Raw genomic sequence first — 12,567 nt, 5'->3', positions numbered from 1 at the left:
ATTTTTTATTGTAACATCAATTTCCGTTTTGCCTTCTGAAGATTTTTAATCAAAACTTTATTGTCTGGGTTGATTTTGATACCCATTTCGAAAAATTCTTTGGCATGTGTAAAATCTCCATATTCAGCACATAAAACCCCTGCATTATTAAAAATCACTTCATCCTTACCATCTCCATAGTATTTAATACCATCATTTATAAATATAACTGCTTTTTCACTTTCATTTTTTATATAGTATTGCCTTGCTTTTGCCCATTGAATATTTAACCAAATAAGCCCAGAGGCTAAATCTTTGATATTTTCTGGCTTTATTTTATCCCATTTATATTTCTTCCAATATTCTTCTGATGGAGGGGAAAACTCGTTTTCTCTAAGGAAACGGTAGATAATACCTGCTTGAACCCATGTGCCTTTTGTGCTTGATTTTATATCTACCTTTTTTTCTAAATAAATGGGGTATTCTGTGTTATCAACCAACCAACCAATAAGTTCAGGCTCATATTTTGCTTTAGGAAATGGGGCATATTTTGCCCACTGATTTCTATCCATGTTTTGGAATAATTCTGGATTTAGATAGCCACAGATACGTCCAATCTTAATATCTTTACGGATGCCCTCTACTTGTTGTAGGTAGAGGATAGGGAAACTTGCATGGTCAGTATAAGGGATATAAATAGCATTATTGCTCAGGGAATTGAGAATATTAACTCCGAACTCATGAGCATACCAATAATCAGAATAGTCATTTTTTTCATAGTTGCAGTATAAAGGTATTAATGGGATGAATAAGAAGAGGACGACTATAATATAAGCAATTTTTTTGAAACTATATTTTAACCAATTCAGCAATACCCCAGTTGTTAAGCCAAATGCGATGCAATAGCATACATATAAAGGAATAGCAAAAACGGACATAACTTCAAGCCATTCTAAATCAAAATTGAAGTTTTGAACTAAAATTCCTGCTAAACTCGTTAACAAGCCAATAGAAACTACAAGAATTCCAAACGATGCATACCTAAAAATTATGAAAATGTAAGAAATCAAAATGGGAACAAGAAGTAAAGGTATTCCAAATTGGTCTGTGCTCATTCCAAAAAAGAGGTAGCATTGTTTAAAAAATCGTTCAAGAGACCTTGGATATTGGGTAAGCATAAAAGAGTAATGTTTTCTTAGGATTAGGTGGATAAAATTTATTAACGTTTCAGGATTTCCCCAATCAATAGGAGGATTTGAAATGGAACGAATAGGCAAATAAATAACGACTACTAACCATGATAAAAAAGTTATTAATAAGCAGTGGACAAATACAGTCCAATGTTCCTGATTTTTTATACCTGTATATAAAACAAATACGGCGAACAACAAACCAACAACAAACATTGTGTAATGGTTTCCCAAACTTATCCCGAATATAAAAGAAAACCAGTAAAGATATGTTTTAAAGCGAGTTTCTTTCCAGTGCCATAACAGATATAAACAAAGAATAAGAAATAAGGTATTTAACGTATAAACCTCTGTGATAACGGATTGCTCCCAAAATTCAGAGGAAAACGCAAAAAGTAGAGAACTGCTGACACTGGCTACTTTGCTTTTTGATATTTGGTAAATAAGAAGAAACAAAAAGAATACGGTGCAAGATGCGAAGAAAGCAGATGATAAGTTAACTCGCCATGCAATGTTTTTCATAGGAATGTAAGTAAATGGATGGGAGAGAATACACCATGTTGGATAGCCAGGGGGATGTGGAATCCCGAGAAAATAGGATGCGGTGATTAGTTCACCACTATCCTCAGCCGTTACCGTAGGTGCTAATGTTAAAAGATAAGTAAAAAATGATATTAAAAAGACTAATATTCCAAGAATGAGAATACTTGAGTTCTGATGTAATCTAAAATTTATTTTCTTCACCACGGATAATTCTTTGTATGTTGGAGCGATGTTTATAGATTACCAAAATAGCAATGGAAAGAGTAATTATTACAAATATAACATCATTCGAATGAATAATTGAAACGAGGATAGCCAATGCTATTGCTGATGTTATCGAACCTACACTGACCATCCGTGTGGAAAACGCCATGACCAAAAAAACAATGCCTGCAATAAGAGTTGGTATTGGTGCCAATGCGAGATAAACGCCAGTGCCTGTAGCGACACCCTTACCACCTTTGAATAATAGGAAGATCGAAAAGAGATGACCAAAAATGGCTGATATTCCGACCATTAACGGTAAGTAAGGGTAATTAACTAATATTAATTTGGCTAATAAAACAGGGATAAAACCTTTTAATACATCAATCGCAAGGGATATAATTCCAGGAATTTTGCCTAATACTCTGAATGCGTTTGTAGCACCAATATTTCCACTACCAAATTTACGAATATCTTTTTTGTAAAAAACAATTCCAATCCATAAACCTGTAGGAACAGAACCCAATACATATCCTATTAGAATAGCTACAGGGTAAATCCAATAAGTACTGAGATACCACATCATTTTTCATCACCTTCTTTAAGTTGTATTTTGATAGGGACACCAGTAAAATCATACTTGTCGCGGATAGAATTTTCAATAAAACGAAGATAACTAAAATGAAATAGACGACTTTGATTTACCGACAGTAAAAATTTTGTTGGTTTGACATTTACTTGAGCACCGTAATAAATTTTTGCTCTTTTACCACCTTTGGTTGGTGCAGGGTGTTTCATTTTGATTTCATTGATGAATTGATTAAATTCTGATGTCGGAATACGAAATAATGTATTCTTCTCAACTTTATCTATTATCTTAAATAGTTCTTTGAAATACTTTTCTTGGTTTTGAATTGTTGATAGAGTTATTGCAGGAATATAATCCCATTGAGGTATCTCCCTTTGAAGTTGGGCGTTCAAATCAATAAAATGCTTTTTTTTGTTGGGAACCAAATCCCATTTGCTAAAACCTATAATAATTCCCACGCCTTGTTCCACTGCATATCCGATTATTTTCTTATCTTGGTCTGTTATACCTTCTAATGCTTCAATAAGAACAAGTACAACATCTGACCTTCTTATTGCCTTTAATGTCCTGTGCACACTGTAAAACTCCACAGCATGCCGAAGATGTGCTTTCCTACGCATTCCCGCAGTATCAATGAGTGTATATTGCTTATCACCTCGTATAAAGGGTATATCAATGGCATCTCTGGTTGTCCCTGGGGTTTCGTCAACAATCACTCGTTCATCCTCTAACAAAGCATTTACCAGTGAGGATTTACCAACATTAGGCTTACCAATTATAGCGATGTTTATAGAAGTATTCTCGATTTCTTTTTCTTCAGTAAAGTTATTTTCTTGTTCAGGGAGCAAATTATAAATATCAGTTAATAATTTATCAATACCAATTCCATGTATGGAGGATATTGGTATCGGTTCTCCCAGCCCTAATGAATACAATTCCACAATATTTGATGCATGTTTTTCATCATCTATTTTGTTAGCAATTAGCAAGACAGGTTTGTTTAATTTAATAACTGTATCACGGACTTCATAATCTAATGAGGTTAAATTTTCTCTTCCATCAGTCACCATAAGTACTATATGGGCACTTTGTAGAGCCCTCCAAACCTGTTTTTGGACTTTTTCGGTTATGGAATCTTTGTATTCGTCAATAATTCCACCAGTATCAACTAAAATAAAATCCTTATCTTTGTAAGACACAATGGTTTCATATCGGTCTCGTGTAATACCTGATTCGTCAAGAACAATAGCTTGCATTCTACCTGCAAGTCTATTAAATAAGGTAGATTTACCTACATTAGGTTTGCCACAAATTGCAACAATGGGTAGATTAATGGCTTGCTGTTTCATGGGTATGTTTATACTTTAATGCAAACTGAATGCCTATAAAAAAATAGTCTATTAAAGAAATGATAGTAAGAGATGTTCCTACAATAAGAAATAAAAATATTAGTTGTTTTATTTGCAATAACACGAAAGCGATTAGTAGCGACAAACAAAAAGAAGTAATTTTGCCCCAAAATCTTGGTTTTACTTTAATATTAGTTAGTTTCTGACTTATCAGGTATGTCCCAAAAACAATAACGATATCTCGGAATAAAACAAGTGGAGGGAACCACAATGGGATAGGATATTCAAAGGAAGTATTAGCAGAAATAAAGGCAAGACTTAAATTTACTGCAAGTTTATCTGCAAGAGGATCCAGACGAGCACCTAATTCAGAACGGAGATTAAATTTTCTTGCGATATAGCCATCTGACAAATCGGTAATGATGGCGATAACACAAATAATAAAGCCAATGTAACGTAGATAGTCTCGTTCTTGCGTATAGAACGTTATTACTGTTAAGAAAAAAGGTATTAGCAGTATTCTAAAAAATGTAATAAGATTTGGTATCGTCACCTATCTAACCTTTATAAAAGTTTATTTTAAACATTTCATATTATCTTAAATGATTTATATCCGTCAAATAACATTGTGAAAACATACCCTGCATTATGAATATTAGTTATTTGGTTGTAGATGCCGTTTAATTCGGACTAATAGTTCGCTGGGGTAAAATGGTTTGGTAATCACATCCGACGCTCCTACTTGAAGACTATGAGCACGAGCATCAGGTGTATGAGCAGAGGTTACACATATAACAGGTATATTTTGTGTTTGAGGATTAGATTTTATTTGTTCACATACTTCATAACCACTCATCATTGGCATCATTAAATCTAATAAAACAATATCGGGTTTCTCTGTTGAAACTAAATCTAAAGCCGATATTCCATCGTATGCAGTAATTACGTGATAGCCCTCACCTTTTAAGGTTTTTTCCAAAAATTCGACCACATCAGGCTCATCATCCACAACTAAAATCTTATATTTGTCCATTATCTTTCTCCATTCATTTAATATAATATCATAAATTACACTTTATTTTATATAAACGTTACTTAATTGAACTGTTTTTACAAAAAAACAATTTCTTTTTAATCTAAATTACATACTATTATTATTATAATTAAAATAATTATATCAATCAAATATTTATTCGGACGGTTTGAAATCTTTGATAATCAATTGACAACCGCCATAAATTTTAGATGTAGATATTTTAGGTGTATAAACAATATCTAAAAATTTTGTGGAGGTTTCTCTAAAGAAACGTTCTGCAAGGAAATATCCCGTGCCATAAAATATTTTGTTATCTTGTTTCAAAGCCATACGAATGTGTAAGTCTTTAAAAATTTGAACGGTATGAGGGATAACTTCAACTTTTGTAGTACAAAATAGGGGAGGCGAATTTCCGTACCCCGTTGGTTCAAACCGTTGTAAGTATTGAAGAAAAGGAGAATCAATCTGAGAAAAATTTAATATACTATCGATTTCTAACACTAACAATTCTTTTTCTTTTTTACGTTCTTGTGCAATCAACTCTTTTACAAGTTCTGTAAAGATAGGAATATTTTCTTCAAGTAGGGTAAATCCTGCTGCTAATTTATGGCCACCATATTGTTCTAAGACATGTCTACATTGATTTAACACCTGTATAATATCAATTCCGTAAATACTTCTTATAGACCCCTTGGCAATACCCTTATCATCTACTGTAATGAGAGCCACTGGCACAGAATACCGATTGGCAAGGCGACTTGCGACAAGTCCAATGATGCCTTGATGCCAATTTTTTCTGGTTAGGACAATGGCATGGGCATCCTTTCCTACACATGCGTCTATTTCTGAAATTGCGTCTTTAAGGATTTCTGTTTCTATATTTTTTCGCTCTTCATTTGCTTCAATTAATTCTTGAGACAACGCCATAACCTTTTGTTCGTCATCGCATAGCAATAACTCTAAAGATTTAAATGCGTTATCCAATCTACCCGCTGCATTTATTCGTGGTGCCAACCCATAAGAGATTTTTTCAACATCCATATCATCCAATGATATGTTTGACATTTCTGCAAGAGCCCGGAGTCCTGTCCTCTTATATTTTGATAGATGTTTTAATCCAAGAGCCACTAAGGTTCGGTTCTCTCCTGTTAATGGCATGACATCAGCAACTGTCGCAAGGGCAACTAAATCAAGGTCATTGGGAGAACCGTTAAGAGCCAATGCCAGCTTAAAAGCTACGCCTGCACCGCATAGATTTATACTCGGATGGTCAGGTTCTTCCAGACGGGGGTTAATAATGCTTTTTGCTTTCGGTAATTCTTCTGCTGGCATATGATGGTCGGTTATTATAATGTCTATCCCTAATTCTTCAGCCCTTAAACTTGCTGGAATAGTTGATATACCATTATCTACCGTTATAATTAAATTTATAGATTTAATCTTAGCGTCTTCAACGATTTCAGGAGTTAGACCATAACCATTTGATATTCTTTCAGGGAGTATCGGATAAACTTCTTTTATTCCGAATCGCTTTAACCCACGAGTTAATATGGCAGTTCCTGCAATACCATCAACATCGTAATCACCAAAAATCCAAATCTTTTCATTTTTTTCTTTAGCCTGAATAATTCTTTCGACTGCTTTATCCATACCCTTCAAAGAGAATGGAGATATAATTTGATTAACGGATGGTTTGAAAAACTCCTCTGCTTTAGTTGGTGTATCAATACCACGGTTAATCAAAAGATGAGCTATAATTGGTGGAATCTCTAATTGGTTCGAAATCTCTTGAACCTTTTCGTGATTCCATTCGTTTATTTTCCAAACAATATTTTGTTCAAGACTGTTCATTGTATTAATCGTTCTCGTGCTAAACGGACAACGTAATTGGTTGCCTCCTCAATTGTTAAATTAGATGTGTCTAAGTAGACAGCATCATCGGCTTTACGCAAAGGGGAATGTTCCCTCTCCATGTTACGGCGGTCTCGCTCTGCAATTTCTTCTAACAATTTGTCGATGGAAATAAAAATTCCCCGTTTCTCTAATTCTTTTTGTCTTCGGTGTGCACGAACCTCTTGATTTGCGTCCATATAAATTTTACATTTGGCTTTGGGAAAAACAACTGTGCCCATATCTCTGCCCTCAGCCACAGTTGAATATTTTATAGCGAAAAGTTGTTGAAGATAAACGAGGTGTTCTCTTACTTGTGGATTTTCGTCTAATTTATAGATAAATCTTGTAATCTCAGGGGTTCGTATTTCTTTTGTTATATCAATACCACCGACTATAACCTTTAACCCTTCCTCAAATGGTATTAAATCCAATTCCATTTTTTTAGTATGTTCTGCAACTTCATTGGGATTGTCTATATCGACATTAGAATTTAAAGCCCACCATGTCGCTGCACGATACATCGCCCCAGTGTCTAAATATTGAAATCCTAATTCCTTCGCTGAAAGGCGAGCAACGGTACTTTTTCCTGCACCAGCAGGTCCGTCTATGGCAACAACATTTTCTATTTCAGATAATGCTCTTTGTTCAATCTCCATGTTATCCTTTTTCTTATTTTTGTTTTATTCATAATTTAAATTAATGTCAATAATATTTATTTATATAAATCCTCTCATATTATAACAAGAACATTAACCTTTAATCCATAAAAAAATTAATTTAAAACTGATGGTTCTTATGCTTTTCCTATTAGGACAATATACAAATAAATCATATCAAAAATAAATGCAAATAGACACATTCCAATGCTGGCGATTGTCATCCCCTTATGAATACCGCCTTTGCCAAGTAGTGCAAATATAAAGCCAATAATAACCAATATACAACTCAAGGCAGGTATTGTAATTGTTGTAAGGGAGGTCAAACTTGAAACGAAACCAATTGTAGCAAAAACTGTTTTTTTACTTGTCATATAACCACCTTGATACATTATACCCTAACTAACTTAGCATATCTACAAAATATTTATTGTTTTTGCGATATTCTCTTCAAAGGGCGGATATATTAGTCCTTTTTCTGTTATAAATGCAGTTATATTCTCTGCGGGCGTAACATCAAAAGCGGGATTGTAAAATTGGATATTTTGGGGTGCAATTATCTCGTTTTTCCATAGATAAATCTCTTTTGCGTCACGTTGTTCTATTGGTATTTGTGAACCATTAGAAATATTTAAATCAAAAGTTGATATAGGAGCAGATACATAGAAAGGAATATTGTGATGTTTGGCTAAAATTGAAAGGGAATATGTTCCTATCTTATTAGCGGTATCACCATTTTTAGCAATGCGGTCTGCACCGACAATAACTAAATCAACTTTTTTCTCTTTCATAACTTGTCCTGCCATATTATCGCAAATAAGAGTGACTGGAACTCCTGAATAGTGTAGTTCCCATGCTGTAAGTCGTGCCCCTTGGAGTAGAGGTCGTGTCTCATCGGCATAGACATGAACATCCTTTCCATTTTCAAAAGCAATGTAAATAGGGGATAGAGCAGTCCCATACTCGCCTGTGGCAAGTGCACCCGCATTACAATGGGTCAATATATTGGCATGGTTTTCAATTAATGTGTTTCCATTTATACCAATTTGTTTACAGGCGTTTGTCTCTTCTTCATATATGCTTAATGCCTCCTGTTCTAATATTGCCATAAATTCATTGATGTCTTGTTCTTTATGAAATTCTGCACATTTTAACATTCTATCGGTTGCCCAAAATAGATTGACAGCAGTTGGCCTTGTTTTTTTTATCTTATCCGCTAATGGAAACAGTATTGCTAAAGCTTCTTCTGCACTTTTTGGATTTTGGTGATATAGAATTGAAAAAAGTGTAAATCCAGCAAAAATACCTAATGCAGGTGCCCCGCGAATTTTTAATTGTTTTATAGCTACTTCTGCATCACTTATTGTTTCAATTTCTATATATTCAAGGGTGTTTGGAAGTAAGGTTTGGTCTATAATTTTTAATTTGCGATTGTCCCATATAATCGGTTTTATTCTCGGTTTCATTTTGATTCCACTTTTCTATTAGTTAAAGGAATACTCTTTCTGTATTTTCATCATAACATAAAAATTCATCTACCATCTGTGTTTCATCTTCTGTGATTGGCATAAATTTTCCAGAGGCTTTGACATATATTTCGTTATTTTCGATATCTATTAAAACACCTTCTGTATATGCTAAAAGTCGATGCCCTTTTACTATCCATGTTTTGACAAGTAGGTCTTTATTTAAAGGAACTCTTTTTAAAAATCGGACTGTAAATTCTGCAGTAACACACATTCGTTTGAAGTGACGTGCTGAAGACCACGCCATCGTTTCGTCAATAGCTGAGGATACAACTCCTCCATGTGCATAACCAGGGTACCCAGTGTGTTTATCTGTAAATTTTACTGGTAATAACGTATATTCACCATCTATAAAGAATTGAGATTGTAGACCCGATACGTTTTTTGTTCCACAAACAAAACAATATGGATAGGTAGGTAATTTTTTTAAGTCCATAATACTTCTCCTTGTAAATTGAAAACATTGGAAGGTAATTATAACGGGAGTATTATAAAAAAAATTATGAAAAACTACAATATTATCTTAAAACCCTAAACAATAGACGTCCCAATAAACTTATTACATGTGTTTTTCTAAAATATGCAACTCCACGATAAAATACATTAAGTATTGCAATCAAAAAAGGTGATTTGATAGAAGAGAAAAAAGGAAATATACCCACTGTGCTACATATTTTTTGAATTGCAGGTATCTGTGTCAGAATAGTATTGTTATCTACAATAAAGTGAATGGATTTATTAACATTATCTTTATTAGTTAAAATACGAGTTGAGTGACTTCTTAATTTTGATGATTCTAATAACTCAATTTTTGTGGATAACTGATTGTCTTTTTTATTTAAATACTTAACGAGATTATTACATAATTCACAAGAATCATCGTAAATTAATATAGGTTTCATAATTTAAATAATCCATTTTATAACAATAAAACAATAGATACAGCCTAATTGTTTCCATATAGCTATTTTTGGAGCATATATGACCCCAAGAACTAATGAATTTCAGAAACCTCTCGAAGAAATTATTAAGTTAAAAGCAAAACATTTGGAATTAGATTTGTGTGGTATTGCAATGGTTAATGAGGTAAATACTGTTGAGCATTTAAGAAAATGGGTGAGCTTTGGTTATCATGCACAAATGTCATGGTTTGAAAAAAGTGTTGACATAAGGGCGGAAATAAAAAGATGGTATCCTAATGCCGAATCAGTTATTGTTGTGGGGAAGGATTATTATCATAACTGTGATATTTCTCAAATTGCACTATACGCTCACACAAAAGATTATCATGAAGATATAAAAAGTAAATTAAACAATTTGGCAACTTTTATATCAACTATTGTAGATAGGTTTGAGTATAAAATATCAGTTGATACAGGACCGATACATGAAAAATCGTGGGCTATTCGTGCTGGATTAGGATGGCAGGGTAAGAATACACTTATCATTAATCCTGAATTAGGTTCGTGGTTTTTAATTGGGATATTGGCAACGAATATTAAGTTAAAGCCTGACCCAATAGTAACCTATGAATGTGGAAATTGTTCTATTTGTATTGAAGCATGCCCTACGCAAGCTATCCACAGAGAAGGGATTTTAGACTGTAACAAATGTATATCATATCATACTATTGAAAATAAGAGTGAAATACCTGACATTATCAAAAGCAAAATAAAAACTACTATTTTTGGTTGTGATATTTGTCAGAGAGTTTGCCCTTGGAATAAAAAACGAAAGATAAAAACAAACTATGATTGTAATTTAGCAACATGCCTTAAAGAAAAAGATTTATATAAAATTGGTGAACATGAATTCATTGAATTATTTTCGGAATTACCAATCAAAAGGATAGAATTTAATGGATTTAAGAGAAATATTGCTATTTATCAAAAAAACAAGGAATAATTTTATCCTGATATAAGTTTATAAATTTAGCATTTATTATAAAATTATTAATTTAATAAACAAAAATTTTTATGTTATAATAATTACTTGTTAGCTTTCGAACCTACCTGAAACAAAATCGGAGATTTGTTATATGAGTATTAAATTTGAAGTTTTTGACACAACATTAAGAGATGGTGAACAATCACCTGGTGCCAGTATGAATGCTCAAGAAAAGTATCAAATGGCATTGCAACTGGAAAAGCTGGGTGTAGATACCATAGAAGCAGGATTTCCAATAGCGTCGAAACAGGAATTTGAATCAGTTCAAAAAATAGCAGGTGCAATAAAAAAATGTCGTGTAGCTGCACTTGCAAGGGCACTTGATGCAGATATTAAATGTGCAATAGATGCTTTGAAGCATGCAGAAAAACCGACACTCCATACCTTTATTGCGAGTTCTGAAATACACATGGAATATAAGCTAAAGATGACACCGAAGGAAGTTTTGCAAAGAGCAAAGGAAGCAGTGAAACTTTCGAAGAGTGCCATACAAAGGGTTGAATTTTCAGCAGAAGATGCTACCCGTTCACGTTGGGATTTTTTAGTGGATTTGGCAAAAACGGCAATAGATGCGGGTGCAGATGTTATAAATCTACCAGACACCGTAGGTTATACAACTCCGAACGAGATAAAAGAGATGTTCGCCTATGTTATAGAAAAAGTCCAACCTCCTGAGCATGTTATTTTTTCATGTCATAATCACAATGACTTAGGTTTAGCGGTATCAAATGCTTTAGCAGCATTAGAAGGTGGGGCACGTCAAATTGAATGCACAGTAAACGGTATCGGCGAAAGAGCTGGTAATACCTCTATGGAAGAGTTAGTAATGATTATACATACACGGCACGACATTTACCCATACACATGTAATATCATTACCACAGAGATTATGCCGTCCAGCAATTTGTTATCAAAATTAACAGGTTTAAAAGTGCCATATAATAAACCCATTGTGGGACGGAATGCCTTTGCTCATGAATCGGGGATACACCAACATGGTGTAATTGCAAATACGAAAACGTATGAAATAATAACACCAGAATTAATTGGTAATGTCCGTTCAACCCTTGTTTTGGGCAAACATTCTGGTAGGGCAGGACTGGCAAAACGTTGTGAAGAACTGGGCTATAATTTAAGCAAGGAAGAATTAGATAAACTGTATGAAAAATTTATGGTGTTGGCTGAGCGGAAGAAAGAAATATATGATGAAGATATATTGTTGTTAATTGTTTCACTACAACAAGAGCAGATTGAAACATATCATTTAGAGCAAGTACGAACAGCGGGACATGACCCTTATACAGCCTTAGTAAAATTGAGAAAAGGTGAAGAAGTATTTATGGACACTGCTATTGGAGATGGTCCTGTGGATGCTGCATGTAAAGCAATTGAACGAATTACAGGGGTGTTGGGACAATTAGAACAATTCGATATTCGTGCAACAACACCGGGGAAAGATGCTATTGGTGAAGCGACATTGGTCGTAAAATTTAATGGTAAAAAGATTACGGGTAATGGCTCAAGCACGGATATTGTTGAGGCGGCAGTAAAAGCATACTTAAACGCAGTGAATAAGTATCTTGCCATCAAAGGTGCTTTAGGTGAATATTAGTCATATCAACCTTTTGATAAAATAGTTATAATAATGGTATAAT

Annotated in this window: 13 protein-coding genes; 2 read left to right on the top strand and 11 right to left on the bottom strand. The window is 33.8% G+C overall.

Going from position 1 to position 12,567, the window contains the following annotated elements; genetic code table 11:
- Positions 1-5: 5 nt before the first annotated feature.
- The 11 genes from PLJ10_03295 to PLJ10_03245 all read right to left on the bottom strand — a co-directional run bounded on the left by PLJ10_03295 (position 6) and on the right by PLJ10_03245 (position 9,867).
- A complete protein-coding gene (locus PLJ10_03295; GenBank protein HOK08666.1) occupies positions 6-1,916 on the bottom strand; it encodes a DUF2723 domain-containing protein in 1,911 nt (636 codons plus the stop codon).
- Positions 1,894-2,502, bottom strand: a complete 609-nt coding sequence (gene plsY / locus PLJ10_03290) for a glycerol-3-phosphate 1-O-acyltransferase PlsY (GenBank protein HOK08665.1) — start codon at positions 2,500-2,502, stop codon at positions 1,894-1,896. Before plsY ends, PLJ10_03295 begins: the two co-directional genes overlap by 23 nt.
- On the bottom strand, positions 2,499-3,854 hold the full coding sequence (gene der, locus PLJ10_03285; protein ID HOK08664.1) for a ribosome biogenesis GTPase Der: 1,356 nt from the start codon (positions 3,852-3,854) through the stop codon (positions 2,499-2,501). Before der ends, plsY begins: the two co-directional genes overlap by 4 nt.
- The gene (locus PLJ10_03280) at positions 3,835-4,407 is read right to left on the bottom strand and encodes a CDP-alcohol phosphatidyltransferase family protein (protein ID HOK08663.1); all 573 of its coding nucleotides are present in this window, start codon (positions 4,405-4,407) and stop codon (positions 3,835-3,837) included. The genes der and PLJ10_03280 overlap by 20 nt, the downstream gene beginning before the upstream one ends.
- Positions 4,408-4,509: 102 nt before the next feature.
- Complete coding sequence (locus PLJ10_03275) at positions 4,510-4,887, bottom strand: response regulator (protein HOK08662.1); 378 nt, start codon at positions 4,885-4,887, stop codon at positions 4,510-4,512.
- A 156-nt stretch (positions 4,888-5,043) separates the two neighbouring features.
- Entirely contained in the window at positions 5,044-6,741 is a 1,698-nt protein-coding gene (recJ, locus tag PLJ10_03270) for a single-stranded-DNA-specific exonuclease RecJ (protein ID HOK08661.1), read from the bottom strand.
- A complete protein-coding gene (gene cmk / locus PLJ10_03265; GenBank protein ID HOK08660.1) occupies positions 6,738-7,439 on the bottom strand; it encodes a (d)CMP kinase in 702 nt (233 codons plus the stop codon). Before cmk ends, recJ begins: the two co-directional genes overlap by 4 nt.
- 137 nt (positions 7,440-7,576) lie before the next feature.
- The gene (locus tag PLJ10_03260; GenBank protein ID HOK08659.1) at positions 7,577-7,813 is read right to left on the bottom strand and encodes a hypothetical protein; all 237 of its coding nucleotides are present in this window, start codon (positions 7,811-7,813) and stop codon (positions 7,577-7,579) included.
- A 42-nt stretch (positions 7,814-7,855) separates the two neighbouring features.
- Positions 7,856-8,905 (bottom strand): S-methyl-5-thioribose-1-phosphate isomerase, encoded by a 1,050-nt coding sequence (gene mtnA, locus PLJ10_03255; protein ID HOK08658.1) that lies wholly within the window; start codon positions 8,903-8,905, stop codon positions 7,856-7,858.
- 22 nt (positions 8,906-8,927) lie between these two features.
- Complete coding sequence (locus tag PLJ10_03250) at positions 8,928-9,401, bottom strand: PaaI family thioesterase (GenBank protein ID HOK08657.1); 474 nt, start codon at positions 9,399-9,401, stop codon at positions 8,928-8,930.
- Positions 9,402-9,483: 82 nt separating this feature from the next.
- Complete coding sequence (locus PLJ10_03245) at positions 9,484-9,867, bottom strand: DCC1-like thiol-disulfide oxidoreductase family protein (protein HOK08656.1); 384 nt, start codon at positions 9,865-9,867, stop codon at positions 9,484-9,486.
- 79 nt (positions 9,868-9,946) lie between these two features.
- Between PLJ10_03245 and queG the strand changes: the two genes are divergently transcribed.
- Positions 9,947-10,870 (top strand): tRNA epoxyqueuosine(34) reductase QueG, encoded by a 924-nt coding sequence (gene queG, locus PLJ10_03240; protein HOK08655.1) that lies wholly within the window; start codon positions 9,947-9,949, stop codon positions 10,868-10,870.
- Positions 10,871-11,003: 133 nt separating this feature from the next.
- Positions 11,004-12,524 carry a 2-isopropylmalate synthase gene (locus PLJ10_03235; GenBank protein HOK08654.1) on the top strand — a complete coding sequence of 507 codons (1,521 nt, stop codon included), beginning with the start codon at positions 11,004-11,006 and terminating at the stop codon, positions 12,522-12,524.
- The last annotated feature ends 43 nt before the right edge of the window (positions 12,525-12,567 follow it).

The sequence above is a fragment of the Candidatus Hydrogenedens sp. genome (assembly GCA_035361075.1).
In the GTDB taxonomy this organism is placed as follows: Bacteria; Hydrogenedentota; Hydrogenedentia; order Hydrogenedentales; family Hydrogenedentaceae; genus Hydrogenedens.
The sequence above is the reverse complement of the archived record's forward strand: the minus strand, read 5'-3'. Positions and strand labels throughout refer to the sequence as shown.

Excerpts from the sequence above, each read along its gene's own strand:
- plsY (HOK08665.1), bottom strand. The coding sequence starts at position 2,502 with ATGATGTGGTATCTCAGTACTTATTGGATTTACCCTGTAGCTATTCTA.
- der (HOK08664.1), bottom strand. The coding sequence starts at position 3,854 with ATGAAACAGCAAGCCATTAATCTACCCATTGTTGCAATTTGTGGCAAA.
- PLJ10_03275 (HOK08662.1), bottom strand. The coding sequence starts at position 4,887 with ATGGACAAATATAAGATTTTAGTTGTGGATGATGAGCCTGATGTGGTC.
- recJ (HOK08661.1), bottom strand. The coding sequence starts at position 6,741 with ATGAACAGTCTTGAACAAAATATTGTTTGGAAAATAAACGAATGGAAT.
- cmk (HOK08660.1), bottom strand. The coding sequence starts at position 7,439 with ATGGAGATTGAACAAAGAGCATTATCTGAAATAGAAAATGTTGTTGCC.
- PLJ10_03260 (HOK08659.1), bottom strand. The coding sequence starts at position 7,813 with ATGACAAGTAAAAAAACAGTTTTTGCTACAATTGGTTTCGTTTCAAGT.
- mtnA (HOK08658.1), bottom strand. The coding sequence starts at position 8,905 with ATGAAACCGAGAATAAAACCGATTATATGGGACAATCGCAAATTAAAA.
- PLJ10_03250 (HOK08657.1), bottom strand. The coding sequence starts at position 9,401 with ATGGACTTAAAAAAATTACCTACCTATCCATATTGTTTTGTTTGTGGA.
- PLJ10_03245 (HOK08656.1), bottom strand. The coding sequence starts at position 9,867 with ATGAAACCTATATTAATTTACGATGATTCTTGTGAATTATGTAATAAT.
- queG (HOK08655.1), top strand. The coding sequence starts at position 9,947 with ATGACCCCAAGAACTAATGAATTTCAGAAACCTCTCGAAGAAATTATT.
- PLJ10_03235 (HOK08654.1), top strand. The coding sequence starts at position 11,004 with ATGAGTATTAAATTTGAAGTTTTTGACACAACATTAAGAGATGGTGAA.